This is a genomic window from Novosphingobium barchaimii LL02 (assembly GCF_001046635.1).
Taxonomy (GTDB): domain Bacteria; phylum Pseudomonadota; class Alphaproteobacteria; order Sphingomonadales; family Sphingomonadaceae; genus Novosphingobium; species Novosphingobium barchaimii.
On sequence record NZ_KQ130461.1, the window covers coordinates 28,138 to 53,890 of the forward strand.

Here is a 25,753-nt window from a genome sequence, read left to right on the forward strand (position 1 = left end):
GAAATCAAGTTTCTCTGAAGGCAGCTTGCAATACAATGTTGCCGCCTCGCGCGGCTTCCGCTGAAAATTCGTTTGCCATCGCAAACGATCGCTCGAAATTGCTATCGATAATTTGTCCGAAATCGAGCGCTTCGATATCATCGGTATTCGCATAAGGCATATGCAATTCGTCGAAAACCGTTCGCATTTTTGCGTTAGTCGCGATTCCGAATGACGGGACACCTTGCCCGACGGCGATGATTGCCGGGTGCATCCTCGTCGTCAAAAGCAGCGAGGCGGTTTTCAGGACGGCTGCGACTTCGGTCGTGCCGATCGGGTCGGGCGGGAGCCATTCGAAGCCGGGAACCACGCTCCAATCGACAAGATTGCGGACTTCGAGATCATAGCCGGGCCGGATCTCCGAATGCCAGCCCCGAACCTCATATCCACGCTGCGCCGCATCGGCACAGAGTGCCACGATTTTTCGTAACGCCCCCTCGGGCTGAGCAATGACACTGGGGGATACGATCAACCTCTTCACTCGATCGACGGCGCGTCCAACCCCATGCCAGCTTACGGCGGCGGGAAGGAGTTTGTCGAGCATGAAGACCGCGTCTTTGCTCTGAAATATCCTGCAATCCCTTCCTTTGAACAGCGAGCGTGCATTGTCATAGGATTTTCCGTCTCGGAAAATAAGCGTGACATTATCGCTGCCCAGATAGCGCCGGGCCATGAAACGCGCCACGGGCGACAGCGGCCAGTCCATTCCGACCGACCATGCAATAAAGGGAACGTCGTACGCGCGCGCCGCGCGGGCCATGTGGCAAACCCGGGCCAACATTCCGAACAATGGATTGGGGATGCGATGCTCTTGGAGTTGCTGACCCCCGCCGATCACCACGGCGTCGAAATCACGCACCTTTTTCAAGACCTCGGTACTTGCCGTTTTGAAATTCAGCATCGGCACGGCCGGGAGGCCCAAACTGCGCTCGACATAGTCTGGGTCCAGACAAGCGACGGTCACATCGACCCCCGCCTCAGCCAGAAAGCGCGACATGCAATAAGCTATCGCATTGTCGCCAAGATTTGCCAGCCCATAAGGCCCATCGAGCAGAACGCGGCGGGCGCGCCCTCCATTATCACTTCGGGGCATTTTTATCTCGCTGCTAGAAAGCCGGTCCCATATTGCAGGACGCTATCGATGTATCCGATACTCTTGAAAGACAGATAAGCCATCAGCAATAATACGAGGGGGTGACCTGTTCTGGATTCGCGGACAACGATGTAAACAAAAACTGTTGCCGTTATCATATTCATCCGCCCTCCGCCGAAGACGAACGTAGCGATGAGGGGCAAGGTCAGCATCATAAGGACATGCAGGCGCTCTCTTGAAACGAAAAGCGCAACGGCAGCCAGAAGCGCGCCCGAAGCAACTTCCATAACATCATAAGCTTGGTAAGCTTCTATTTTCTCTGTATATGACTCTCGCGAAAGGATATAAAATATAGCAAATGAAGATAAGATAACAATTAGGAAAGCTATGCTGGTCAAAGCTTTCAACCCCCCGGCTCGAAGCGAATCTATCGCTAACCTTGCTCTCTCCGGAAGAGAAGTAGACAAGAATATAATCATTACAGAAAAATGACTGAGCAGTGAGCATGCCGCTGCTGCCAATCTCCATGCCGGAGGCAAGACGATAGACAGAACTGCGAAGAGATATGCGAACTTCAATCGTTCGGCACTAGTCAGCAAGACCAATATGTAATAGTTTGTAATTATAAGCAATAAGAATAATATATTGACCCGGCTTCTTAGCAGCCAGTATGATGTCGTAGACATAAAAATAGCATTTACGACAGATATCACCGTATCTTTTTCAAATAGACCAGAAAAAATCCACATAAGAATGCCATATAGAGGCTCTCTCGACCCGGTATAATTATACTGGGTTTCTGGGATTGCATAAAATGGGGTATACCGCAAAGAATTATACAGAGCGATATAATACCTCTGATCGCCTCCGACATAATATCTCAGTATCCATATCGAAAATATATATGTCGATATAAATATAAACGCCGATACTATGATCGCATTGCTTTTCTTGGCCGCTCTCATCTCGAGCGCCTCCCCAAGTCCCTGCTCGCCGCGACAACCAGGAAAAGCCCGCGCAAAATAGATGAAGCCAGGACAGCATAGGCAACGGCCAACGCCCCAATTCCGACCATCAGGTAGGTTATAACGAGAAGCGACATGGACCAAGCGGCCATTCCGGCAAGATTGGTTATCGGTCTGTCATTGATCAAAAGGACATTCACCAGCGGTTGTTGACCGGAAATAAAAACGCCCGCGGTGACCATGACAACCAGAGCCAACCTTTCGGAAAAGAATTCGGGGCCAAACTGGCTCATGATATAGGGCGAAAAGATCACCAAGGGCAAACCTACGACAAGCGCAGAAAGCATCTGGATTGAAACGATCGATGCCGTAAATTTCCTTACTGCTCCATGGTCTCCGCGCGCCTTCAATGAAGACATGATGGGAAGAGATGCGCGATTTGTGATGGTGCTGAACAATATGACTATACCAAGAACATTATTGCAGAATCCGAACACACCAACGGACGCCAGCCCTCCAGGAGAAAATTGTTTCAGCATGATCTGCGCTAACCACATCGTCGGCGCCCACAATGCGGAACTGAGAAACACCGGTACCCCAAATGTCAGCAGTAGGGGGGCGTCGGACCGGCGCGCTGGCGTAAGTGGGCTCACCCCTTCGGCACCCAGCAATCTCAAATAATGGACGATCAGGAGGGTTGCCTTTGCAGCTTCGACCGCGACCAGCGCAATCGCGGCCCCGTAAAATCCGGCGTGCATCGCTGACAGTGGAACCGCTACAATCGAAATCAGCGCGCCAACGAGAGATACTTCTCCCATCGCGCGACCCTTTTCAAAAGAAAGCATTATAGTCAGCAGCAAGCCGTTCACCGCCGTCAGCAGAATCCAAGCTACGATCCAGTAGGGGATCGGAGAACTAGCAGGCAGTTCAAGCACGAAAGTCGCCAAAAATGGCGCCCCAGCAATTCCTGCCAAAGTCAGCACACCGGCCGTGCTCAGAATCGTCAGTGCACATAGGTTGATGATTTCGACGGCGCGAGCAAAGCTCTCCTCAAGCATCGCTGGTATGTATCGCGCCAGAACCGAACCTGCTCCGAGAACAATGAATAGCTGCGCGGAATTCACGAATCCCTGCGCCAAGGTAAGACGCCCATATTCCGCAGCACCCAACACATTAGCCAAAAAAACAATGACCGCAGTCTGCGCTACCTTATCCAAGGCAAATGCAATCATTGTCCAGCTAGCTATCTTTAAGAAGCGACGCAACGTTTCTGAACGCTCAATCCATGATCGTACAGGTTTCGGCAATATTCGTAGAACGAGCGCCTGATTCATTAGTCTGGATTCCGATCGTACGACATAGAATGCTTTCACGTTCGAAATAAAAAAATCATGATTCAATCAATAAATTTTATTTAATGAATTAAAACTAAATTTCTAAATAATATTTATTATATCAATGTATTGAATTTTTGTATTCTGGAACAACAATTCGCAGAATTGAAAGTGATTCCTCTGTATTTCCTTGACTAAGAAACTCTTGAAGATTGTCTAGAATAATTGACAGTGTCTTCCAAGGATGGACCTCTTCACGCGCCTGCATGATCCGCGAATGCACCGTTGGCGCTGGATTGTCGCCGATCAGAAGCTCTTCATATAGCTTCTCGCCAGGCCGTAATCCGACCTCGACGATCTCGATGTCACCCTCCGGCGTCGCCGCATCGCGCACCGACAAGCCCGACAATCTAACCATCGTCTCAGCAAGATCGCGGATGAGCACCGGCTGGCCCATGTCGAGAACGAAGACTTCGCCGCCCTCGGCCATGCCGCCGGCCTGGATCACGAGCTGAGAGGCTTCCGGGATGGTCATGAAGTAGCGGGTGACGTCTCTGTGTGTGATCGTCACCGGGCCGCCCGCAGCGATCTGCTTCTTGAACAGTGGGACCACTGAGCCGCTCGATCCCAGCACATTGCCGAAACGGACCATGGTGAAGAGCGTCTTGTCCTGTTCCTGCGCGCGCGCTTGCAAGATGAGCTCGCACACCCGCTTGGACGCGCCCATGATATTGGTCGGGCGCACCGCCTTGTCGGTGCTGACCAGGATGAAGCGCCGGACGCCCACCGCCTCGGCGGCGAGCGCGCAGTGGAGGGTACTGAAGATATTGTTGCGCATGCCTGCGATCGGATTGCTCTCGACCAGGGGCACATGCTTGTAGGCGGCCGCATGATAGACGGTTTCGGGCTGCCAGCGGCGGAAGATGCGGAAGACAGAGTCCCGGTCGGCAACGTCGGTCAGTTCGGGGATCAGGTCGACCTCGCAACCTTCGGCCAAGGCCATCTGCCGCAACTCGCTCTCGATCGCGTAGAGGAAATATTCCGACTGTTCGACCAGGATCAGCCGCTTCGGGCGCGAACGGATGATCTGGCGGCAAAGCTCGCTGCCGATCGAGCCGCCCGCGCCCGTCACCAGCACATTCTTGGCCAGCAGCGAGCGACCCATGAGCAGTTCGTTGGGCGCGACCGCATCGCGGCCGAGCAGATCTTCTACCTGGACGTCGCGGATATCGTTGACGGCGAAATGCCCGTCGATGAGCTGGCCGATGCCCGGCAGCATGCGCACATGGATCTTGCGGGCCTGGAGCGTAGTCACGATCTCGCGCCGCCGCACGCGCAGCGCGCTCGGGATAGCGAGCACAACCTCGTCCACCCGGCGCTCTTCGAGGATGCGATCGAGGATGGAGGAATGCCAAACGGTAACGCCGTCGAGCTGCTGGTTGCTCAGACGCTCGTCATCGTCGATATAGCCGACCAGCGCCAGATGCGGCTCCTGCCGCAGCGAGTTCGCCAATTGCTGGCCGCCGCGCCCCGCGCCATAGATGAGCAGTCGCCGCCGTTCTTCGGTCTTGCCGCGCGCGAGATGCAGATAATCGCTGACGACGAAACGCATACTAAGGCGCAGGAACAACATCAGCAGAAAGAAGATGATCGGGTGAAGGATGGCGATCGTGCGGGGTACGCCGCTTATCTGGATAAAGCCGAAAATGACCGCCAGTGGCACCGTCAGCAGTGCGCAGGCATAGAATAGCCGGCCCGATGCGCGGGCGCCGGAGAAGCGGATAAGGTTGCGATAGACCCCGGCCGGCCAGGCGATCACTGTCCAGAAGGCGAGCGTGGTGGCCGTCAGAATCAGTACTGCGTGCAGACTGTTCGGCCATTCTCCCAGACGCAACGCGAGCGCGATCCAGGCTGCAACGAGACAAAGCAGTCCATCAAAGCCGAAGACCAGCCATCTGCGTACGGAACGCGGCAGGCTGGTCAGGGATTCCAGCAGGGTAAGAAGGGCGCTGCGCGTTTCCTTCGTCATGTGCCTTGAACGTCCTTGATGAGCGTGGCGACCGATGCGCCCTGAGATTTTCCAGGAAGGCTGATGCGACCAAACTTAGCCTGACGAGGTAGGATTGCGCCTTTACTCCACCGTGACCGATTTCGCGAGGTTGCGTGGCTGATCTACATCGGTGCCTTTTATGACGGCTACATGATAGGCCAGCAATTGTACCGGTACGCTGTAGACCAAAGGGGCGATCAGCGGGTGGACCTTGGGCATGGTGATCGTCGCCAGGCAACCGGCGCCGGCTTCCTGAATGCCGTCATAATCGCTGATCAGCACTACCTTGCCGCCGCGCGCCTGCACCTCCTGCATGTTGCTGACGGTCTTTTCGAACAGCGGACCCGAAGGCGCGATGACGATGACCGGCACATTCTCGTCGATGAGCGCGATGGGGCCGTGCTTCATCTCGCCGGCGGCATAGCCCTCGGCGTGGATGTAGCTGATTTCCTTGAGCTTTAGCGCGCCTTCGAGCGCGATCGGGTAGTCGGTGCCGCGGCCTAGATAGAGCACGTCGCGCGCCATCGCGATCTCGGCGGCGACGCCCTTGATCGTTTCCTCATAAGCCAGCGCGGCGTTGAGCGCAGCCGGGGCTTCGGCAAGATGCTTGACGACTGAATGCTCGTCCTCGTCCGACAAGCGCCCCTTGGCACGTGCCAGATTGGCAGCAAGCGCGGCGAGCACCGCCAGCTGGCAGGTAAAGGCCTTGGTCGAAGCCACACCGATTTCAGGACCGGCATGGGTCGGCAGAAGCAGATGGGCCTCGCGCGCCATGCTGCTGGTGGGCACATTGACCACGACGGCAATTTTCTGCCCCTCTTCGCGGGCATGGCGCAGTGCTGCAAGAGTGTCCGCAGTTTCGCCTGACTGACTGATAAAAAGCGCCAGCCCGCCCGGCTCGATCACCGGGGCGCGATAACGGAATTCGGATGCGACATCGAGATCGACCGGTACGCGTGCAAACTGCTCGAACCAATATTTCGCAACCATCCCTGCATAAAAGCTGGTGCCGCAGGCTACGATTGTTACGCGCTTTATCTGGGAGAGGTCGAAATCTGGGATAGGTAGCGTCAGCGTCTCGTCGATACGCCGCAGATAGGATCGCAGGGTCTGAGCAACGACGATGGGCTGCTCATAGATCTCCTTGATCATATAATGGCGATGGTTGCCCTTTGAAATCAGCTCACCGTCGACACCCGACAGGGTGACCGGGCGCTGGGTTGGCTGATTATCCTGATCAAAGATCCGCACGTCATCGCGTGAGCAGATGACCCAATCGCCTTCCTCCAGATAGATAACACGCTGGGTCAGTGAAGCGAGTGCAAGCGCGTCTGAGCCCAGATAGCTTTCCCCTTCCCCGATTCCTACGACCAGCGGAGAACCAAGTCGTGCTCCGATTAATAAATCAGGCCGATCACGAAACAGGATCGCCAGAGCAAAGGCGCCGCGGAGTTGAGGGAGCATCTCTCGTACTGCATCTATGGGATCGGCCCCGGCTTCCACCTTCTCGCTGATCAGATGCGCCACGACTTCAGTATCGGTCTCACTTGTAAAGATGCGACCGCGGGCGATGAGCATATCCCGGAGCGGCTTGAAATTCTCGATTATGCCATTGTGAACGACAGCGACCTCAGCAGTGGCATGGGGATGAGCATTGTTGATGGTTGGGCCTCCATGGGTGGCCCAACGTGTATGCGCGATTCCAACGGCTCCAAGCAGAGGGGCGACCTGGAGTTCATTGGCCAGATTGTTCAGTTTCCCGGAGGCCCGCCGCCGCTCGATCGTTCCGTCACCGCAAGTGGCAATACCGGCGGAGTCGTACCCTCGATATTCTAGGCGCTTAAGACCATCCAGCAGCCGAGCTGCGACATCCTTATGGCCTACAATCCCAACTATTCCGCACATGAAAACGGCCCCCTAAATGCGAGCGCGTCTTAATCATAACAGGCTTTGTAAAGCAAGTTATCTGCCTTACCGATGATCCCGCCTCGGCACCGGTCGCAGACGGACAACCAAGCTGATCACGAGGGGCCAGAATAAAGTATTGGCGATATCCAGATATGTGTCCGCTTGGCGCCAGCCATAGGCCATATAGTCGAGAATCTCATTGGTCGCCTCAGCCAGAATCACGAAGAAAAAAGGAATAAACGTTCCTAGCGACCGAGCGCAAATAAGGCGTGCCGTCAACAGCACCACCAATCCGGCATGTATATGCAAAATGGGGTCGGATAAGCCCGTTGTGCGGCTGATCCATAGAGTGATCTCGTGGTAGAATTCGGGAATGTTCATTTTTGGTGAGAGGTACTGCCTCGCTCAAGAATATGACAAACTTCTACCAAAAGACTATCTGGACGCAGGAATGGCCTGAGTGACATAGGGGTCACTCATGTGGATTGTAGTCCTCAAAGCTTTCATCCAGAGGATGCTAAATCGGATGAACTGCCGAATTCTCGGTTTCACGCCGCATCGCTTCATAGTATAGGGGGATGGCAACCTTAGGGGTGAGGCTTCCAATGATATTTCAGGATGGAGAATTGCGCCGCATCGTGAGCAGCAAGCCTATGCTGTTTGATGGATGGGCGTATGTGCCTATAGAATTAGTTCCCGACGTCCCTGAAACGCCGTCTATATTGGAACATGAACCGGCAGAACCGGACATGTCGCCTGCGCCGACTCAGGCTAGATAAGGCCTGAAAGCTAAGATTATGGCTAGTGGCTAATCTGGCTGATTAGGTCAGTTGAATCGGTAATCCCGATTCTTTGGCATTCGCCTATCTATATAATGCCGATGCGCTACTCGCTTGGCTGTAGTTGCCTTGGGAATGCACTCAATCCGGCGATAATTTAAGGCCTTATTTCACGACATCAATTGCTATCTGGCTTGCTATCGTTATCGTCAGCCACGATCACGATAGCACCAGCAACAATCGCAGCGCCTCCCAAGAGGGCGATTAGGGGGCCCCCCTCCAGCAGCTTGCTCGATTTCTTGGACGAGGTCACAGCCTTCACATTTGCCGCCTTGGCGACGGAAAGTGATGAAGCGGAATTTGCCATAGCCGGCGCGGCTATCAGAGACGATGTCATTACGCCGGCAAGGAGGACGCGGAAGCCCATATCGATTATCCCTTTCGAGGAAATTTTTTTTAAAATATCACTGACCGTGTGGTCGTGCAAGCCAATTCCTGCATCCACTTGTTGTCTGAACTCGTCATGCACCCTTATGTTGCGGCTGTTGACAGCTTTGTTGTAGGATCCACCGCTCGCCGCCCTCAAATCCCATCGCGGTCAGTATGCCCGAGCGATAAGCGCCTGTATCCAATCCAATTCGACCGGGGTGCTCGACTATCTTCTCAAAGATGGTATGCCCATGGATGATCAACATACCAGGAATGATGGGTCTATTTTTATTGCCAGGTGCGCGCAAGAAGTCGTCGCGGATCCAACGCAGATCGTTCGCTCTTTGCTTTTCAAGCGGTATGCCCGGGCGGACGCCGGCATGGACAAACACATAGTTACCCTCGACAATCATATCTTCGAAGCCTTCGAGGAAGGCTCGGTGGGCGGATGGAACGGCGGCTTGCAGCATCGTAGCAAGCTCGCTGAAGTCGGCTGCTTCATATGCGTGCGGCGCGATGCCATAGTTCAGGATCGTCTCCGACCCGCCGATACGATCAAAAAATCGGAGGGCATCGCGGTGACCATCCAAGGCGGTCAGGAAAGCCTCCTCGTGATTGCCGAGCAGGAAGCGCGTCTCAGGGCGTTCTGCCTTTAACGCAATTAGCCGGTCGATGACCTGGGCTGACTGTGGCCCGCGGTTAATCAGGTCGCCCAGGAAGATCAATTCGCCTTTGGGTCCACCGCGCGCTGCCTCATCAGCGCGGATCTGCGCGAGCAGACCATCGAGCAGGTCAAGATGGCCATGAATGTCGCCGATGGCATAGAGGCGACGACCATCAGGCGCGCGCGCAGCGGGTCTTGGAGCTTTTACAAAGCGGGAGAAAATTTTCGCAAGCATCGGTGGATGCGGTACCTTGCCGGCCTTGAGCAGTGAAAATGAGAGCGATGGTGAAGCATAGCAGGGTTTCAAGCATAAAACGCTGGAAAAGTAGCATGTTGGGCCTGGCACTGATAGCGGCAGCCCCAGTCCTTATGTTCGGGGTACCGACATTGGCAGATGAGATGCCTGCCTTTGAGGCCATTCGGGCAGTTGATGCGGAGATGGCGAGCATCGGCTACCGCCTCGCCGTCTCCAATGCCAGCCTGTGTGATCGGCAAGAGCCTGGATTGGGGCTGCTGCTTCATACACCCGATCAATATTCGCTTGATGTGCGTGAGGCGGCGATTCGCCACTTTCGCTTCGATGGGCCGTTGGGGGTGGAGGCGGTCATGCCCGGCTCGCCGGCGGCGGCGGCGGGAGTACGTGCTGATGATACATTGTTGGGCGTGGGACAAAGGCGTTTCAGTCCCGTCGATCCTGAAGCCAAGGCGAGCACTGCCGCGCTTATCAATGCGACGCGCCAGATCATGGCGCTCCCCGCAGACCGTCCGCAGGTGCTCCACATGCGTCGTGATGGGGTCGACCAAGAGCGCATCGTCATTCCGGCCCCAGCATGCCGTTCCCGGTTTGAGGTGGTGCTGGGCTCTGATTTTGTCGCTCAGGCAGATGGTGAGATAGTGCAAATAGGCAGTCGCTTCTTTGCGGATTATCCTGAATGGGTCACTGTGCCGATAGCCCATGAACTGGCACATAATATCTTGCGGCACCGCGAGCGGCTCGAGGCAAAAGGCGTAAATTACGGCCTATTGTCAGGTGTCGGCCGCAATGTTCGTTATTTTCGGCAGACTGAAATAGAAGCGGACATTTTGTCTGTGTCACTCCTTGCCAATGCGGGATATGATCCAAAAATCGCCCTGCTTTTCTGGCGCGCGTTCGGCCCTGTGCATGGTGCGGGCATATTGCGCAGCCGCTCGCACCCCGCCTGGAAGGATCGCGTGGCCACTATGGAGCGCGCGATCGCCGAACTGGAACCAGAAAGCCCGCGCCGACCTGCCATCCTAACCGCGCGCAACCGGCCGCTCGACGGAAACTGGCAGGCTCTACTGGAGAAAAGGCGCTGACCGTCACGGCATTGCTCTTCATTCAGCGCGTTGCTGCTCGCTCGTAATGTGAGGTGGTGCGGGAAATTTGGACAGGTTGTTAAGCTAATCCCGACCTGAGGAAGGACGGGAATGAAGACGACGAGAAAGCGCTACAGCGCGGAGTTCAAGGCGGAGGTAGCGCTGGAGGCGATCCGTGGGGATCTGACGCTGGCCGAGCTGGCGGCGAAGCATGGCATTCACCACAGGATGATCGCGTCGTGGCAGCGCCAGGCTGTTGAGGGAATGGCAACGACGTTCTCCGGGGCGGGCGATGCGGCCAGAGCCTCCAGCGAGGGGGAAGTGGAGAAGCTGCACGCCAAGATCGGTCAATTGGTCGTGGAGCGGGATTTTTTAGGCAAAGCCTTCGATCGATGAGCGTGGACCGAAAGCGATCGATGATCGAGCCTTCGCACCACCGCCTATCGATCTGGGCGCAGTGTGGACTACTGTCGATCAGCCGATCATCCTATTACTACACGCCGGTTCCGCAGACCGATGCGACATACCTGGACATGCCTTGGTATGGCAGCCGCCAGATGAGATTCAGGGGTTTCATTGACGCAGCCGGATCGAGACTATGGCGGCTATCGTCTTTCAGTTGCGCTTGAGAGAGGCAGGAACGGCCGGCCAGTGGCGCGATAATATCTATCATTTGTATAGCACATCGCTATCATTATTAAGTCATTACGATATAATAATAGAATGTCTGGCGCGTCCTGCGGGCGCGGCTCTATCCCCGCGTTACCGCTCCGACAAGCCCGCAAGCGGTCTTGCGCGTGATCGCGCCGTTTGGACGCTTCGGCGAAGCGGGATTGAGATTATAGGCGTCAGGCAGTGACGGCCGCCGCACATTCCCAGCGGTCCACCGCCCTATGAAACCCCACCCGCTCCGCATTGCTGATCCGCGGGCGGCTCGCCTTTGCGCCAGAAGGCGCGCATCTTGCCCCGATCGTTCAGAGGGGCGTCGGCGACGATCGCGCGCGCGGCCTGGATGAACTGCCCATGCCGAACACATAGACCAGCGATGCAGGCGGTATGGCGGCGAAGCGCGCCAGCGCTGCGTCGCAGCGCCGGAGCAAGGCGCGGAAACTCTCTGCCCCCTCCCCGTCGCAATAATCAGGATCGGCCGCGCTCCAATAGCGTTCGAGGTGCGGCATCCGTTCGGCGCTGTGCGTGCCGTTCAGCGCGCCGGTTGCAGATAGGTGAACTCCTCTATCGGCCACGTCTTCACCGGCGCGTCGGGAAAGCGGGCGATGGTCGGTGCGGCGGTTTGCCGGGTGCGGGTATAGGGCGAGGTGACGATGAGCGCAGGTGCTTCGACCCAGTTCGCCGTGATCGCGCGCGCCTGTTCGTGGTCGCGCTCCGTCAGCGCGATCGTCGCCAAGTCGTGACAGGGAACACCGGCGTTGCCAGTGCTTTCCCCAGGTCGGATGAATATCGCCCTCATGGCTATTTCAGCAGTTGCGCAGCGATTCCCTGCCCGTCCAGCAGTTTGACCGCCGTTTTGTCGAAGGACACGAACGTCTCCCCGCCGAGCCATTGGCCGTCAAAGGCGATCACCCCATCCGCGAAATCGCCGCCGGCATCGAGGACGGCTAGGCCGGCATCGACCGCAGGGCGATTGACGACGACGTTCTCCGCTTCGATCACGCCCCGAATCGCGGTGGCAATTTCGGACCGAGCTTTCTTGTAGAGTCGTTCCAAAACCCAAGCGAGTTCGCACAGCGAATGCACGCTGATGGCAACAAGGCTTGCGTTTTCCATCGCTTCGACGGCGGCGAGGCCCTGTGCTTCGTCATCCGCCAGAACTAGGCGCAGCAAGACGTTCGTGTCGGCCGTGATCTTCATTTATCGTCCAGACCGGCCATACCGGCAGCAGCGCCCGCGTCTGCGATAGCGTCGTTGATTTCCTCGATCGTGAACCGGGGGCCGTTGCCCTTTCCTTTGAGCATTCCGTGCAGCTCCCGCCACGAGCCTTTTGGCCGATCCGCTTTCAATTCCGCCCGCCCATCGGGCAGTAGGTCGAGCCTGATTTTGCCTCCGGGCTGGATGCCGAGATGCTTCAAAATTTCCTTCCGGAAAGTCACCTGGCCCCGCGCAGTTATGCTTAATGTCGTCATGGCTATTACCTCCGTATCGAATAGAGGTAATGCAGAATCGCCTTATTTTCAAGGCCGCAATCCTGATAGGCCCAGTCGGCCCCAAGCTGCGATTTTGGCCAAGTCGGAGAACGTTTTGGGAACGTGGCATTCGGTATTGACGATGGAAATCATAGAAGAGGACAGTTCGCTCCATCATAGGGAGTGGGTTGATGGATCGGAGTATTCCGGGCGGGGATTTGATCGGACGATGGAGCCTGAGCTTTGCCGATATTGATTTTGTAAATTCGAAGCCGGCCCTGACGCGCCTTGGCCTCGCCGCGCAGCTGAAATTCTTCGCTTCCCTGGGGTTTTTCGCGATCGATCCCGGCTCAATCCCTACCGATGGCCTCTCGTATCTGGCCGAGCAACTCGGTGTCGAGGCTGGCGAGATAGCCGGTTATGACTTTTCCAGTCGGACAGCACGACGGCATTGTGCGGAGATCCTGATCCATCCTGGATATCACCGCATGAAGCGGGTGGATCGCGCGCAATTGACGGAATGGATTGCTGGCGAGCTGTGCCCGGGCGGCCAGTCGATCAATGCCATGCTTGAGCATGTTTTCCTGTGGTGCCGGGACCGGCGTATTTATGGGCCGTCGCGCAAGGAGCTTGAACGTGTCGTTCGCTCACAACGGCAAGATTATCTGGACACCTGGCTGATCGGAGCCAGTGATCGGCTTTCGTCAGATGCGGTGGCGTTATTGGAAGCCTCGCTTGCCGATCCGGACAGCTCGACCGGATTCAACAGGATGAAGGGTGACGCCGGACAGGCAACGCTCGACAACATTCTCGACGTGACCGAGAAACTCGCCTTTATCCAGAGACTTGATCTTCCCCATGATCTCCTGACGGCTACGGGCAAGCCATGGGTCGATCAGATTGTTCGCCGCGTTGCCGGTGAAAAGGCCTCGGAGATGCGCCGGCATGCGCCGGCGCGACAGCTCGGCCTTTATGCGATTTATCTAATGTCGCGGGAGGCGCAACTCACTGACGCGATGATCGACCTGCTGATCGAAACCGTTCACAAGATCGGAACGCGCTCGAAACGCAAGGTGGTGGGCGATATCGCGAAAGACATCGAGCGGGTCTATGGAAAGGAGCGCCTGCTGGTCGAGATCGCCAGCGCCTCGATCAATGAACCATCGGGGCGCATCTGCGATGTCATTTTCCCGATCGCCGGTAAGGCCAAGCTGGCGGCGATCGTCAAGGAGAGCCATGCGAAGGGCGCTCTGGACCGGCGCATCTACAAGGTGATGCGTGGTTCCTGGGCCAATCATTACCGGCGCATGCTGCCAAGCCTGCTTTCCGTACTTGAGTTCCGGTCGAACAACGCGGTGTGGCGGCCGGTCCTGGCGGCCCTCGACTGGATCAGGAGCAAGGTGGATGGCGGATGCCGCTTCGTGCCATTGCAGGATGTTCCGATCGATGAGGTGATTCCAGCGCGATGGCGCAGTTCCGTCATTGATGACGATGGGCGGGTAAACCGGATCAGCTATGAGCTTTGCGTCCTGACGCAACTGCGCGACCGCATCCGCTCCAAAGAAATCTGGGTGGTCGGGGCGGATCGCTATCGCAATCCCGATGACGATCTTCCCAAGGACTTCGAGATCAGGCGAGATGCGTACTATTCCGGCCTCAGCCTGACGCCAGATGCGCAGGCGTTTTGCGCCTCGATCCGGGAGGAGCTTGAACGGGAACTGTTGCTCCTCAATGCCAATATTCCACAAAACGACAAGGTCCGGCTCCTGTGGCGCGGCGACAACCGGATATCGATTACACCGTTCAAGCCCTTGCCCGAACCGAAGGGTCTCGCTTCGATCAAAAGCGAGATCGGTCAGCGCTGGCCGATGACCGGACTGCTGGACGTGTTGAAAGAGGCTGCTCTGGACACGGGATTGATGGATGCTTTCGAAACGTCGGCCTCGCGGGTTACCCTGTCGAAAGCAGCCTTGGCTCAGCGTCTTTTGCTGTGTCTCTATGGCTTGGGCACGAACGCCGGGCTCAAGCGGGTCGCTGGCGCAACACCCGATGTCAGTTACGAGGAATTGCTGCATGTCCATCGCCGTTTCATCCACGCGCCAGCGCTGAGGGAGGCGTGCGCGCGGGTAGCAAACGCGACACTGGCAATCCGCAATGCCGCAGTATGGGGAGATGCGGGCACGGCATGCGCGTCCGATTCAACGAAGTTCGGCGCGTGGGACCGCAACCTGATGACGGAATGGCACGCCCGCTATGGCGGCCGTGGCGTCATGATCTACTGGCATGTGGAGAAGCGCGCGACCTGCGTTTATTCCCAGCTCAAGCGGTGCTCTTCCTCGGAGGTCGCCTCCATGATCGAAGGCGTGCTACGCCATTGCACCGACATGGAAATCCAGCGCCAGTACGTCGATAGCCACGGCCAGAGCGCAGTCGGCTTTGCGTTCTGCCGACTCCTTGGATTTGAGCTTGCCCCGCGGCTGAAAGCAGTGGCACGCCAGAAACTGGCCCTTCCCCAAGCCGGCATGCGCACGCGGCTTTCCAATTTACTGCCGATCCTCTCCAGCCCGATCGACTGGGACGAGATCGAGCAACAATATGACGAAATGGTCAAATATGCCGCTGCCATGCAATCGCGCACCGCCGATCCGGAAGCGATCCTGCTCCGGTTTGCCAGAGCCGAAGTGATGCACCCGACCTACAAGGCGCTGAGTGAACTCGGCCGCGCGGTCAAAACAATCTTCCTATGCCGGTATTTGCGTCAGGAGGCATTCCGCCGCGAGATCCACGAAGGGCTGAATGTGGTTGAGAACTGGAACGGCGCTAATGGTTTCGTGTTCTTCGGCAAGGGCGGCGAGATCGCCACCAACCGCATCCATGAGCAGGAAATCTCCGTTCTGGCGCTACACCTCCTGCAAGCGTCGCTGGTGTATGTGAACACCCGCATGCTTCAGACCGTACTGGTTGAGCCGAAGTGGGCGGGGCGGATGACGCCGGAAGATTATCGTGGTCTCACGCCGTTGATCTACAGTCATGTGAACCCTTATGGCCGCTTCGACCTCGACCTGAACGACCGGATTGATTTTGGACGGCTTGCAGCGTGAGGCGGCTGATCGGCCTATAACATTTGGGTACACCCCAGAGTGATAGGGCCGAGTGACACCATTCGTCTGTCACAAAAGGGTGGGTTTGCGCTCAATGTGACGATACACTGCAAGAGCCACCCTAATGTGACGGATTTTGCACTTGGCTCGTATCGGATATGCCCGCGTCAGCACCACGGACCAGGATCTGGATATCCAGATTGGCCGCCTCAAGAATGCAGGTTGCGAAATTATCCGTTCCGAGACCGGATCGGGGGCCTCGCGGAGCGGGCGCACGGAACTGGAAACGATCATGCAGTTTATGCACACCGGCGACGAGCTGGTCGTGCTGCGGCTCGACCGGCTCGGCCGCTCCACGCGCGATGTCCTGAACCTGGTGCATGAGCTTGATGAAAAGGGAGCTTCGCTGCGCATCCTTGAGCCAGAGGTGACGACGGCGGGCGACATGGGGCGAATGGTCATCACCATACTCGGCATGGTCGCCGATATGGAGCTGAAGTTCATCAAGGATCGTCAGCGCGCCGGGATCGAAGCGGCGCGCGCCGAAGGCGTTTACAAAGGCCGGAAGAAGAACGTCGATGACGATGAAATCCGCCGTCGCCTTGCCGCCGGCGCCAGCAAGGCCCGCGTTGCCCGCGACCTGAAGGTCTCACGAATGACCGTCTATCGGGCGCTCGACATTATTCCGTCACAGACCAAACTGCCGGAAAAGCCGCCCACTGCCAGCATCGCCCTGCATCTGATTATCGAGAACTTCAACAAGCGTGGAAGAGGTAGAAAACCCGCTCGGGAGCGGATTGAGGCGATGCTGGAACGCGACTACGCCATGGTAAAAAACGGCAATTGTGATTACAAACTGACCGTCGCCTATGACCCCGATCCGGATGGCATTTCCCTTGATGAGGAAATCCAAAGCCTCCTCTCCGAGATGTTCAACATCGCAGAGAGCTACAATTGCTCCATGGAAGCCGATATCTACGAGGTCGGTGGTCAGCAACGGTCCTGGTAGAATCAATCAAGCGTTCAGTGTTCGTTCTTCAACCTGGCCAAAATCGCAGCTTCGGGCCGACTGGGCCTATAACGCGCTCGTCACGCCAACTTGCGGTAGTGGCGCAGATAGTCGGGATATTCGATCCCGCGTGCTTTCAAGAGATTAATCGTCGCCTCTTCGACCAGGGCGGCAACGGACGTTTGTTCGCGCTCAGCAAGGTTTTTGATCTCTGCCGCCAGCTCGGGTTTCACCGACGCTGCGAGATTGCGCGTGTTCGCGCGGCTCGGCCGACGCCGGGGCAAGGGAACCGGGAGAAGGGGGTCTTCCTGTCTTTTCGGGCGAGCCATAGGTCTAAAACACAAGAGGTTGATGTGGTGCCGGAATAAGCGTGTTGACACGCTTAATGGCTGTAATGTGGTTGCACGGCAAGAGAGGACAAGCCGGGTTGCCCTCGCCGTCAAAGCGAGGATAGACATATCCTTATCGGTAAAAGGGAATAAATCACGATGCCGCATAGCGACGATTGGCAGTATGATCCGATCCTGGAACGCGAACTAACCACCCGCCGCCCCGCTGGGGGAATGATCCAAGCGGTCGAGATTGCGCAGTTGCCGTCGAGTGAATGGATCATCAACGTTAAAGTATCGTGGCATGGCGATAAGTGGCTGAATGTCTGCCTATTCGAGCAACCGACGCTTAAAACATACAAGCGACTGTCAAGTGCCGTGCGGCATGTCGTGCTCGATTACGGATATGAGGATGACCATATCCGATTGGTCCCCGACAAACAATGCAGCAACAAATTGGCGTTTTAGGCTTCCCTTTCCCCCTCATCGTGATATGTGCATAAATCTCGATGACGAGGGAGAAAGCGATGAAAGCTTTTAATTTCGCGCTCGCGGCCGCCTTGGTGGGGGCTGCGGTGCAATCGACCCCCGCTGTAGCGTCGGATAATACTTGGGCATGTGAGGTTGTTCTGTGCATCTCCAACCCGGGTGGTCCGACGCAATATCCAGCCTGTGTTCCACCGATAACGAAACTGTGGCGGGTGCTGGCTCTCGGCGGCAGCTTCCCGACATGCACGGGCGGGGGTATCGCCAAGACAAAATACAAGAAGCCGGATGATGGGAGGCCTGGTCGCTTGACGGTCACTTGGACTGACGGGCGGCAACAGACCTACTATCAGCCGCGCAACTGACCGGGAGCGGGAACGTGTTCCTCGAAACCGGAGCCGTTCTTTCGCTGGCGGCGCAATGCGCCCCAGCGGTAGCGCCGCATACGATCGCCGCGATCGTGGATGCGGAATCTTCCAACTATGTTTTTGCGATCAACGTCAACGGCGTGGCCAGTCAGCCGCGCCGTCCGCGCAATGAGGCGGAGGCTATCGCAACCGCGCGCTCTTATGTTGCGCGCGGCTACAGCGTGGATCTCGGCCTCGGCCAAATCAATTCACGCAACATGGGCTGGCTCGGCCTGACGTGGGACACTGTTTTCAAGCAGTGCGCCAATGTCGAAGCGGCAGGCCGTGTGCTCCTGTCCAATTTCCGTTCGGCCAAGACGGGTCGCACCCCGCAAGAGGCCCTTCGGGTCGCACTCAGCATGTATAACACAGGCTCTCAATCGAGAGGTTTCCGCAACGGCTATGTCGCCCGCGTGGAGAATGCAGGTCGCCGCGTCAGCGGTCGGCCTGCGACCGCAATCCCGACTGTCATCGTGGGCGATCAGCCCGCCAGCGCCGCCGTGAGCGACACTGGCGCCGGTCGTGTGCCGGTGGAGCTGGCGGAAATCGCAGCGGAGAACATGGAGGCGGCTCCACCGCCTGCACCGCCTGCGTGGGATGTTTTCGGCCGCGCCCAACACGCGCGGATTGGTTCGTAAGGCGAAGATAGGAGTTGTCGAATGTTTCGTATCTGGAAGATCAAGGCTGAATCCCGGCTCGACGCGCTGCTCGCGCGTCTCAAGCCCTCGCCGCTCATGGCGCGCGCGCTGCCCCTGTCGCTGCTGGCAAGCCTGCTCATAGCGGAGCCGGCTTTTGCGCAGGCAAACTTTGAAGGCCTGGCCGACAACATTCTCGGCCTGCTGAGCAACGGCTTGCTCCGCACGCTGGCGATCATCGCGATCATCGTCGTTGGCCTTCTGTGGTTCCTCGGCCGCGCGTCGGTGCAGATGCTCGTCACGGTCGTAGTTGGCGTGGTGATCGTGTTCTCCGCGCCGTGGATCGTCGACACGATTACGGGGTGATCGGGGATGGACGGTCAGGAAGAAATGACAAAAGACCCGCTGTTCTTGGCCGTCACCCGCCCCGCTTTGTGGGCGGGTGTTCCCATTGAGGCGGGCGCGCTCATCATCATGGCGGGCGCAATCACGTTGGTTGGTTCGGGCAATCCTCTCTACGGCGGCGCGGCCGCCGTCGCGCTTTATGCGATGGCGCGGCTCATCGTGCGGCATGACGTGAACGCATTCCGGCTGATCTTCCTTTGGGGCCGGACCAAAGCGGCGAACCGGAACCGCGTCTTTTGGGGTGGGTCGAGCTACACGCCGCTACCGCTCTACGGAATCAAGCGAAAGGGATTTGGTCGTGGTGTTCGGTAAGAGCGCGCTCGCGGAGAAGGTGCCTTTTGACAAGGCCAAGCGGGAGGAAATGCCAGAGAAATTCTTGCCGTATTCGCGGCATGTCAATGAGCATGTGGTCGCCCTCGATAATGGCGATCTTATGCTCATGCTCGAACTGGATGGCCGTCCTTTCGAGACTTCGGACGTGCGCGATCTGAACGATTGGCACACGCGCCTCAACGGGGTCTGGCGCAATATCCATGACGAGCGGCTTTCGATCTGGACGCACATGTTGCGGATGCGTGTGCGCGACTATCCGGGCGGCACGTTCCGCTCCCATTTCGCCGCGAAGCTCGATCAAAAATATTATGAGCGGATGACGGCTGAACGGATGTTCCGCAACCGCTTCTTCATGACGGTCGTGATCCGCCCAACAGCAAACGCGACCGACAAGCTGATGGATTTCCTGCGCAAGAAGCAGGAGGACAAGAACGCCAATATCGCGGAAGCTCTAGAGCTGCTGGAAGACAAGGTGCGCGATCTGGAAAAGCTGCTGCTGCGCGTTCGTCCGCGCCGTGTCGGCATCTATGAGCACCGGGGCCTCCTGTTCTCCGAACCGCTGGAAATACTGAACCAGGTGATGACCGGGCGCTATCGGCGCTGTCCTCTGGTTCGTGGTCGCCTCGGATCGGCGCTCTATGCGAGCCGCGCCATTATCGGCGCTGAGACATTTGAGGTCCGCGACGCCGATCATTCGATGTTCGGCGGCATTTTCGGCATTCGCGAGTATCCGTCATCGACAACGCCGCGCCAGTTTGAATCGCTGCTCTCGGTCGATTTCAGCCTCGCCATAACGCAGTCGTTCACGTTCCTGTCGCGCACAGCGGCAACAGAACGGTTCCGGCTTCGCCAGACCCAAATGGCGAACGCCGGTGACAAGGCGATCAGTCAGATGGATGAGTTGATCGACGCGGCGGACGATTTGCAATCGAACCGCTTTGTGCTGGGGGACCATCATTTCACGCTGACGGTGTTCGCGGAAGATTTGAAAAAGCTGCGCGATAATATGTCGATCGCGCGCGCTGCGCTGGCCGATACGGGCATGGTCGCCGCCCGCGAAAGCGCGGCGCTGGAAGCTGCCTATTGGTCGCAGCTGGTCGGCAATTTCGCGTGGAGGGCGCGCCCCGCACCGATCACGTCCTATAACTTCTCTGCGTTCTCGCCCTTCCATACGTTCCCGGCAGGGCACGAGGACGGCAATCATTGGGGGCCTGCGGTCGCGCTGCTCAAGACAAGCGCGCGCAGCCCATATTACTTCAATTTCCATTCGGCGGACCTGGGCCATTCGATGGTCATTGGTCCATCGGGCGGCGGCAAGACGGTGCTGGTCAATTTCCTGATGGCGCAGCTCGAAAAGTTCAACGCGCGCCATATCTTCATCGACAAGGATCAGGGCGCGGAGATTTTTGTCCGCGCCAGTGGCGGCACCTATCTCGCGCTGCGCAACGGGGAGCCTACGGGGTTCGCTCCGCTCAAGGCACTCGACAATACGGCTTCTCATCGCGCGTTCCTCGGTCGCTTCATCCGCCAGCTGGTGAAGCAAGAGGGTGCGCCGATCACGGTGCAGGAATCGCACCTGATCGACGATGGCATTGAAGCCGTGATGAAGCTGCCGCGCGAGCAACGCTCGCTGTCGGCGCTGCGGACCATGCTCGGTATGTCGGACTCGGGCGGCGTCGGCGCGCGCCTGGTCAAGTGGACCTCCGAGGGGAACCTTGGCTGGGTTTTCGATAATGAGGAAGATTCCATGTCGCTCGAAGCCCGTTTCGTGGGCTTCGATATGACCGACTTCCTCGAAAACGCGGAAATCCGCACGCCGGTCATGCTCTACTTGTTCGAGCGGATAGACGCGCTCCTGACAGGCGAGCGCATGGTGATTGCGATTGACGAATTTTGGAAGGCGCTGGCCGATCCGGCGTTCACAGCATTTGCGCAGGATGGCCTCAAGACATACCGCAAGCGCAACGCGTTCCTCGTCTTTGCAACGCAGTCGCCTGCAGACGCGCTGCGGTCCACGATCAGCCATTCGATCTTGGAGCAGGTCGCGACGAAAATCTTCCTGCCCAATCCGTTCGGCCAGCGCCGGGATTACATCGAAGGCTTCTCGCTCTCGGAGGCGGAATTTAAGCTGGTGCGCGAAGAGCTGTCGCCGGAAAGCCGCAAATTCCTCGTGAAGCAGGGCCATGACTCCGTTGTGGTCGGCCTGGATCTCATTGGCATGGACGATGAACTCGCCGTGCTGTCGGGGCGCGCTGAGACAACGGGCGTGGCCCGCGAAGTGATTGCCGAACTGGGCAATGATCCGAAGCTCTGGTTGCCGGAATTTCACCGGCGCCGGCGCCCAAGCTGAAAGGAGTGAGACTATGAAGCAGCTTTTCTTGGCGGCTGTGTCGATCGGGAGCCTTGCGGCCGCGACGCCAGCCAGTGCGCAGGGTATCCCTGTGTTCGATAGCACGTCCGTGCTCAAGCATATCGAACAAATCCAGAAGACCATGCAGATGATTGAGCAAGGTCGCCAGCAGATTGCGGAAGCGCAGCAGCTCTACCAAGGGCTGAACCAGCTGACCGATGTTTCCTCGATCGCCAACCAGCTCAAGACGGATTCGCTTCGCACGCTCGGCGTCGATGTGAACTCCCTCGAACGCATGGCGCGCGGCGATTTCAGCGGCGGCGGCGGCTACGGCGGCCGTTCCGATGCGATCTATCAGGACATGCTCGAACGTCTCGGCGTGTCCGCGAATGGCGATCAAACCGATGTTCGCTACCAGACAGCTCGCTCGATCGCGATGGACAAGGCCATGGCCGAAGGCATGGGCGAAGCGGCCACATCGCGCGGCGAAGGTCTGGAAGAGCTGCGCAATCGACTTGCGACCGCATCGACCGCAAAGGAAGTTGCGGACCTTCAAGCCCGCATCCAGCTCGAAAGCGCGTCGATGATGAACGATCAACTCCGCGTCGAAGCGTTGGAGCGAGCGCGCAGAGCAGAGGCCGCGGCGCACACGGCCGAAGCTTTTGCGGACAGGTCGCGCAAACGCGATGAGCAGCGTGCGCGAGCGCGCGCGGCAGCTGGAATCTGACATGAAGAAGATGGTCCTTCTTGCGATCAGCGCAGCCGGCTTTCTCGCCGGCTGCGAACGCGCGCCCACATTTCCCGAGATTCTGATGACCTATCATGATGTTGATTGGCTCAAAACTCATGAGGATCAGATTCCGGTGATCGTCGCTGAGTGCGACAAGATCGTGAACAGCGAACTCAAACAGTCGGACCTCCCCATGCCAGTGGCGCGCAATTGCGGAGGCATCAAGAACAAAATCGCCTCCATTGAAAGGTCGCGCAAACGCGATGAGCAGCGTGCGCGAGCGCGCGCGGCAGCTGGAATGTAAGGCTGAAAAAACAGCTTGAATTACACCTAATCGGAGCGGGCTGGTGGAATACGATCTCTTTACGAATGCCTATCAGGGCTTCACCAACGAACTCAATTCGGTAGTTGTATCCAACTATGCTGGGTTTGTTGGGTGGATCGCTGGACCGCTCCGCACTGGCATGATCATTTACATAATCTTGCTAGGCTACGCGATCATGCGCGGGGCGGTGCAATACCCCTTCCGCGAATATGTCTATCGCTCGCTGATGCTGGCCGCGCTCTATTATGCTGTGACAAACCTCTATGGAGCATCGCTCGCACAAATGATCGTGACCGGCCTACCGCATGAGTTTGCCTCGATCGTAGGCGGCTCACCGGAAGGCGTTGGCGGGTCTTTCGATGGGATGTGGGCGCGGGTCGATGATGCACTGCTCGCGATGCAGGATGCGACCGAGAAATACGCAGAGGAACACGCCTCACTGACTGATATTCCCGGCGCTGCCGCCGCAATTATGCTGTGTATCGGTGCCACTATCATCATTCTTTTGACAGCGATCGCGGCCCTGTTCGCCCTGGCCGTTGGCTTCGTAATCGTGCTCTACGCGCTCTTTGCGCTTGCATGTCTGGCGGTGGTCGGGCCGATCTTCGTAGCAGCGCTGCTGTTCGATTCCACCAGAAGCTATTTCTTCTCGTGGCTCGGCAGCGTCCTCAATTTTCTGATGTTGTCGCTATTTGCGATGCTTCTTGTGCTGGTTGTGGCCAATGTCGCTGAATCCGCAACAGCAACATTCGATGGCGATTTTGACAACATCTGGAGCACCTGTATCCGGATCATCGCGTTCTACATTCTCGCCTGCTTTTTCTTCATCCAAATCCCCGGAATTGCTGCCTCGCTGGGTGGCGGCGCGGCTGCAATGGTGACGCAGTTCGGCAACGCGGTGACGAAGGGTGGCGGCGCGATGGCAACGGGCGCAGGCCACGCGGCCAGCGATGCCCGCGCCATGGGAGCCAGCATGGGACGGGGCTTCTCGTCGGCGGTTCGCCGTTGGCGCAACCGAAACACAATCACCAGAGCTTGAGGGAACGAATATGCGCAAGTTGCTTGGACTCGGAATCTGCCTGGCGCTGGCGGCCTGCGCAGGTCAGCCCGTAAAAAAGCCAGCCAAATGTGAGGGGCCGATGCGGCCTGCCAATCCGCATGGGCTTACCCTCCCCTCAATCCCGGATCAGGCCGCACAGCGAACCGCGCCGGCAAATGTGGACGTGTTCAATCAGGGTGCACCGGCAACGCCGGACGCGGCCCCGGCAGACCCATCCACTCCGGGCAATGAACAGTCGGACGCATCGCGGGCGGTCGAAGTGCCGCGTCTAAGCGCCTCGCTGCGCGGCCCGATCTACTCGAATTGCTGAGGTGTTACGATGGCAGTTGGTATTCCAAAGGACGAGCTGAAAGCCTATTTTGAAGAGGCTGCAAGCTGGGAACGTGACAAGCTTGCGGCGGCCGAGCGCTCCAAAAAGCTGGCGTGGGCCGTCGCTGGCGTTGCTGGCGCGCTGGCGACTGCTGGCGTTGTGGCCGTTGCAGCCCTGACGCCTCTGAAAACGGTCGAGCCATATGTTATCACGGTGGACCGTAACACGGGCGAGGCGTCGATCGCCGCCAAGCTCCACGGTGACGCGACGATCACCTATGACGAGGCGGTCCGTAAGTATTTCCTCGCTACCTATGTCCGCTATCGCGAAGGCTGGATAGCGGCCGCTCGCGAAGAATATTTCGATGCGGTCATGGTCATGTCGGCGCGGCCCGAACAGGATCGGTGGTCACGCTTCTACAAGACCGACAATCCCCAAAGCCCGCAAAACATCCTTGCGAACCGCACTGATGTTTTTGTCGAGATCAAGCGGGTGTCGTTCCTGGGCGGCAACGTCGCGCAGGTCTATTTTACCAAGGAATCTGTGACCGGCTCGAACTCGACCAAAACCGATGCCGTCGCGACCATCAAATACAAGGTCGATGGCACGCCGAGCAAGGAAGTGGACCGCTTCAAGAATCCGCTTGGCTATCAGGTCGAGAGCTATCGCGCTGACGTGGAGGTGCCCCAATGACCGTGTTGAAGTGGAGCGCCCCGTTTGCGCTCGCGATCGCGCTGGCTGCGTCGCCGGCGATGGCCGAAGAAACGCCCCATGCGACTGTGCTCGATCACCGGGTTCGTGAAGCGAACTACAATGATCGGCAAGTCTATGAGATTCCGGGCGTGTTCCGCATCGCCACGGAAATCGTCTTCGCCAAGGATGAAGTGGTCGAGCATGTGGCGCTGGGTGATACCGTGTCCTGGGAAGTCGCACCGGCTGCCAATTCGCTCTTCATCAAACCACGCGAGCGAGCGGGTCGCACGAACCTGACAGTCATTACACGTTCGCGCTATGGCCCGCGCAGCTATCGGTTCGCTCTGTCGCCAACGCAGCGGGGCAGCGGCTTCTATACGGTCGTTTTCCGCTATCCTGAACAGGAAGCGGCCGAAGCGCAGGCGCAAGCCGCAATGGCCCAGCTGGCCCAGCTGAAAGCCTTGGAACGCGGCGCGGTGAAGTCCGCGCTCGATATTGGCGTGCTGGAAGGCACGCGCAACGCCGACTACATCATGCAAGGATCGACCGCCATCCAGCCCTCCGAAGTGTCTGACAACGGACAGTTCACGGTAATGCGCTTTCCCAACCAGCGTGAGTTGCCGGCGTTCTTCATCGTCAATCCTGATGGATCGGAAGCCATCGCCTCCTTCGATGTGCGCGATGAATATGTGGTGCTGCACGGGGTTTACGGGACAATCCGACTGCGCCGGGGCCTCGAAGTGCTCTGCATCCACAATCAGAAGACTGACTATTACGGGCGCGATCCCAAAACTGACACGGCCTCGGGGCTGGTCGAGCGAACCACAGGGGTTGAGTAAG

24 protein-coding genes and 2 pseudogenes are annotated in these 25,753 nt (G+C 57.8%); 14 read left to right on the forward strand and 12 right to left on the reverse strand.

Going from position 1 to position 25,753, the window contains the following annotated elements; all coding sequences use genetic code 11:
* Window positions 1-4: 4 nt before the first annotated feature.
* The 8 genes from V474_RS23165 to V474_RS23200 all read right to left on the reverse strand — a co-directional run bounded on the left by V474_RS23165 (window position 5) and on the right by V474_RS23200 (window position 9,496).
* On the reverse strand, window positions 5-1,132 hold the full coding sequence (locus tag V474_RS23165; protein WP_082699990.1) for a polysaccharide pyruvyl transferase family protein: 1,128 nt from the start codon (window positions 1,130-1,132) through the stop codon (window positions 5-7).
* 2 nt (window positions 1,133-1,134) lie between these two features.
* A complete protein-coding gene (locus V474_RS25905) occupies window positions 1,135-2,097 on the reverse strand; it encodes a hypothetical protein (RefSeq protein WP_148649536.1) in 963 nt (320 codons plus the stop codon).
* Complete coding sequence (locus V474_RS23175; RefSeq protein WP_082699991.1) at window positions 2,094-3,431, reverse strand: oligosaccharide flippase family protein; 1,338 nt, start codon at window positions 3,429-3,431, stop codon at window positions 2,094-2,096. Before V474_RS23175 ends, V474_RS25905 begins: the two co-directional genes overlap by 4 nt.
* A gap of 121 nt (window positions 3,432-3,552) precedes the next feature.
* Entirely contained in the window at window positions 3,553-5,460 is a 1,908-nt protein-coding gene (locus tag V474_RS23180; protein ID WP_082699992.1) for a polysaccharide biosynthesis protein, read from the reverse strand.
* A 102-nt stretch (window positions 5,461-5,562) separates the two neighbouring features.
* Window positions 5,563-7,386: a glutamine--fructose-6-phosphate transaminase (isomerizing) gene (gene glmS / locus V474_RS23185; protein ID WP_059153586.1), complete on the reverse strand. Its 1,824-nt coding sequence runs from the start codon at window positions 7,384-7,386 to the stop codon at window positions 5,563-5,565.
* Window positions 7,387-7,452: 66 nt separating this feature from the next.
* Entirely contained in the window at window positions 7,453-7,770 is a 318-nt protein-coding gene (locus V474_RS23190) for a hypothetical protein (RefSeq protein WP_059153587.1), read from the reverse strand.
* Between the two features lie 576 nt (window positions 7,771-8,346).
* On the reverse strand, window positions 8,347-8,655 hold the full coding sequence (locus V474_RS23195; RefSeq protein ID WP_236711414.1) for a hypothetical protein: 309 nt from the start codon (window positions 8,653-8,655) through the stop codon (window positions 8,347-8,349).
* Between the two features lie 34 nt (window positions 8,656-8,689).
* On the reverse strand, window positions 8,690-9,496 hold the full coding sequence (locus tag V474_RS23200; protein WP_059153588.1) for a metallophosphoesterase family protein: 807 nt from the start codon (window positions 9,494-9,496) through the stop codon (window positions 8,690-8,692).
* 152 nt (window positions 9,497-9,648) lie between these two features.
* Here V474_RS23200 and V474_RS23205 point away from each other — a divergent pair, with 152 nt between their 5' ends.
* Window positions 9,649-10,599, forward strand: a complete 951-nt coding sequence (locus tag V474_RS23205) for a M48 family metallopeptidase (RefSeq protein ID WP_148649537.1) — start codon at window positions 9,649-9,651, stop codon at window positions 10,597-10,599.
* Window positions 10,600-10,710: 111 nt separating this feature from the next.
* Window positions 10,711-11,159: pseudogene (locus V474_RS25280) on the forward strand (transposase); the annotation flags it as partial.
* A gap of 288 nt (window positions 11,160-11,447) precedes the next feature.
* Here the strand turns inward: V474_RS25280 and V474_RS23215 are convergent.
* The 3 genes and pseudogenes from V474_RS23215 to V474_RS23225 all read right to left on the reverse strand — a co-directional run bounded on the left by V474_RS23215 (window position 11,448) and on the right by V474_RS23225 (window position 12,740).
* A pseudogene (locus V474_RS23215) lies at window positions 11,448-12,067 on the reverse strand (histidine phosphatase family protein).
* 2 nt (window positions 12,068-12,069) lie between these two features.
* Window positions 12,070-12,468, reverse strand: coding sequence for a type II toxin-antitoxin system VapC family toxin (locus tag V474_RS23220; protein WP_059153591.1), 399 nt, complete (start codon window positions 12,466-12,468; stop codon window positions 12,070-12,072).
* Window positions 12,465-12,740 (reverse strand): AbrB/MazE/SpoVT family DNA-binding domain-containing protein, encoded by a 276-nt coding sequence (locus V474_RS23225; RefSeq protein WP_059153592.1) that lies wholly within the window; start codon window positions 12,738-12,740, stop codon window positions 12,465-12,467. Before V474_RS23225 ends, V474_RS23220 begins: the two co-directional genes overlap by 4 nt.
* 191 nt (window positions 12,741-12,931) lie before the next feature.
* On the opposite strand from V474_RS23225, the gene V474_RS23230 reads away from it, so the two are divergent.
* Both V474_RS23230 and V474_RS23235 read left to right on the forward strand, forming a co-directional pair.
* On the forward strand, window positions 12,932-15,841 hold the full coding sequence (locus V474_RS23230; protein ID WP_059153593.1) for a Tn3 family transposase: 2,910 nt from the start codon (window positions 12,932-12,934) through the stop codon (window positions 15,839-15,841).
* Window positions 15,842-15,983: 142 nt separating this feature from the next.
* Window positions 15,984-16,850, forward strand: coding sequence for a recombinase family protein (locus tag V474_RS23235; protein ID WP_006953933.1), 867 nt, complete (start codon window positions 15,984-15,986; stop codon window positions 16,848-16,850).
* An 80-nt stretch (window positions 16,851-16,930) separates the two neighbouring features.
* Here V474_RS23235 and V474_RS26350 read toward each other — a convergent pair whose 3' ends face one another.
* A complete protein-coding gene (locus V474_RS26350) occupies window positions 16,931-17,083 on the reverse strand; it encodes a hypothetical protein (RefSeq protein ID WP_006949649.1) in 153 nt (50 codons plus the stop codon).
* A gap of 255 nt (window positions 17,084-17,338) precedes the next feature.
* Here V474_RS26350 and V474_RS23245 point away from each other — a divergent pair, with 255 nt between their 5' ends.
* From V474_RS23245 to V474_RS23290, 10 genes are all read left to right on the forward strand, one after another.
* Window positions 17,339-17,647 (forward strand): hypothetical protein, encoded by a 309-nt coding sequence (locus tag V474_RS23245; RefSeq protein WP_020819813.1) that lies wholly within the window; start codon window positions 17,339-17,341, stop codon window positions 17,645-17,647.
* A 397-nt stretch (window positions 17,648-18,044) separates the two neighbouring features.
* Window positions 18,045-18,710, forward strand: coding sequence for a lytic transglycosylase domain-containing protein (locus V474_RS23250; protein ID WP_059153594.1), 666 nt, complete (start codon window positions 18,045-18,047; stop codon window positions 18,708-18,710).
* A gap of 21 nt (window positions 18,711-18,731) precedes the next feature.
* Window positions 18,732-19,073, forward strand: a complete 342-nt coding sequence (locus tag V474_RS23255) for a TrbC/VirB2 family protein (protein WP_059153595.1) — start codon at window positions 18,732-18,734, stop codon at window positions 19,071-19,073.
* A 6-nt stretch (window positions 19,074-19,079) separates the two neighbouring features.
* Window positions 19,080-19,424: a type IV secretion system protein VirB3 gene (locus V474_RS23260; RefSeq protein WP_006949650.1), complete on the forward strand. Its 345-nt coding sequence runs from the start codon at window positions 19,080-19,082 to the stop codon at window positions 19,422-19,424.
* Window positions 19,411-21,795 carry a VirB4 family type IV secretion/conjugal transfer ATPase gene (locus V474_RS23265; RefSeq protein WP_006949654.1) on the forward strand — a complete coding sequence of 795 codons (2,385 nt, stop codon included), beginning with the start codon at window positions 19,411-19,413 and terminating at the stop codon, window positions 21,793-21,795. Before V474_RS23260 ends, V474_RS23265 begins: the two co-directional genes overlap by 14 nt.
* Window positions 21,796-21,808: 13 nt before the next feature.
* The gene (locus V474_RS23270) at window positions 21,809-22,522 is read left to right on the forward strand and encodes a type IV secretion system protein (protein ID WP_059153596.1); all 714 of its coding nucleotides are present in this window, start codon (window positions 21,809-21,811) and stop codon (window positions 22,520-22,522) included.
* 1 nt (window position 22,523) lies between these two features.
* Window positions 22,524-22,829 carry a hypothetical protein gene (locus V474_RS23275; protein WP_059153597.1) on the forward strand — a complete coding sequence of 102 codons (306 nt, stop codon included), beginning with the start codon at window positions 22,524-22,526 and terminating at the stop codon, window positions 22,827-22,829.
* A gap of 43 nt (window positions 22,830-22,872) precedes the next feature.
* Window positions 22,873-23,889, forward strand: coding sequence for a type IV secretion system protein (locus tag V474_RS23280; RefSeq protein ID WP_059153598.1), 1,017 nt, complete (start codon window positions 22,873-22,875; stop codon window positions 23,887-23,889).
* A gap of 340 nt (window positions 23,890-24,229) precedes the next feature.
* Window positions 24,230-24,913 carry a virB8 family protein gene (locus tag V474_RS23285; RefSeq protein ID WP_059153599.1) on the forward strand — a complete coding sequence of 228 codons (684 nt, stop codon included), beginning with the start codon at window positions 24,230-24,232 and terminating at the stop codon, window positions 24,911-24,913.
* Window positions 24,910-25,752: a TrbG/VirB9 family P-type conjugative transfer protein gene (locus tag V474_RS23290; protein WP_059153600.1), complete on the forward strand. Its 843-nt coding sequence runs from the start codon at window positions 24,910-24,912 to the stop codon at window positions 25,750-25,752. The genes V474_RS23285 and V474_RS23290 overlap by 4 nt, the downstream gene beginning before the upstream one ends.
* The last annotated feature ends 1 nt before the right edge of the window (window position 25,753 follow it).

Bases quoted from the DNA above. Each gene is read 5' to 3' on its own strand.
- V474_RS23275 (WP_059153597.1), top strand. From the start codon at position 22,524: ATGAAGAAGATGGTCCTTCTTGCGATCAGCGCAGCCGGCTTTCTCGCC.
- V474_RS23225 (WP_059153592.1), bottom strand. From the start codon at position 12,740: ATGACGACATTAAGCATAACTGCGCGGGGCCAGGTGACTTTCCGGAAG.
- V474_RS23270 (WP_059153596.1), top strand. From the start codon at position 21,809: ATGAAGCAGCTTTTCTTGGCGGCTGTGTCGATCGGGAGCCTTGCGGCC.
- V474_RS23175 (WP_082699991.1), bottom strand. From the start codon at position 3,431: ATGAATCAGGCGCTCGTTCTACGAATATTGCCGAAACCTGTACGATCA.
- V474_RS23290 (WP_059153600.1), top strand. From the start codon at position 24,910: ATGACCGTGTTGAAGTGGAGCGCCCCGTTTGCGCTCGCGATCGCGCTG.
- V474_RS23285 (WP_059153599.1), top strand. From the start codon at position 24,230: ATGGCAGTTGGTATTCCAAAGGACGAGCTGAAAGCCTATTTTGAAGAG.
- V474_RS23220 (WP_059153591.1), bottom strand. From the start codon at position 12,468: ATGAAGATCACGGCCGACACGAACGTCTTGCTGCGCCTAGTTCTGGCG.
- V474_RS23245 (WP_020819813.1), top strand. From the start codon at position 17,339: ATGCCGCATAGCGACGATTGGCAGTATGATCCGATCCTGGAACGCGAA.
- V474_RS23180 (WP_082699992.1), bottom strand. From the start codon at position 5,460: ATGACGAAGGAAACGCGCAGCGCCCTTCTTACCCTGCTGGAATCCCTG.
- V474_RS23190 (WP_059153587.1), bottom strand. From the start codon at position 7,770: ATGAACATTCCCGAATTCTACCACGAGATCACTCTATGGATCAGCCGC.
- V474_RS23230 (WP_059153593.1), top strand. From the start codon at position 12,932: ATGGATCGGAGTATTCCGGGCGGGGATTTGATCGGACGATGGAGCCTG.
- V474_RS23200 (WP_059153588.1), bottom strand. From the start codon at position 9,496: ATGCTTGCGAAAATTTTCTCCCGCTTTGTAAAAGCTCCAAGACCCGCT.
- V474_RS23255 (WP_059153595.1), top strand. From the start codon at position 18,732: ATGTTTCGTATCTGGAAGATCAAGGCTGAATCCCGGCTCGACGCGCTG.
- V474_RS23165 (WP_082699990.1), bottom strand. From the start codon at position 1,132: ATGCCCCGAAGTGATAATGGAGGGCGCGCCCGCCGCGTTCTGCTCGAT.
- V474_RS25905 (WP_148649536.1), bottom strand. From the start codon at position 2,097: ATGAGAGCGGCCAAGAAAAGCAATGCGATCATAGTATCGGCGTTTATA.
- V474_RS23260 (WP_006949650.1), top strand. From the start codon at position 19,080: ATGGACGGTCAGGAAGAAATGACAAAAGACCCGCTGTTCTTGGCCGTC.
- glmS (WP_059153586.1), bottom strand. From the start codon at position 7,386: ATGTGCGGAATAGTTGGGATTGTAGGCCATAAGGATGTCGCAGCTCGG.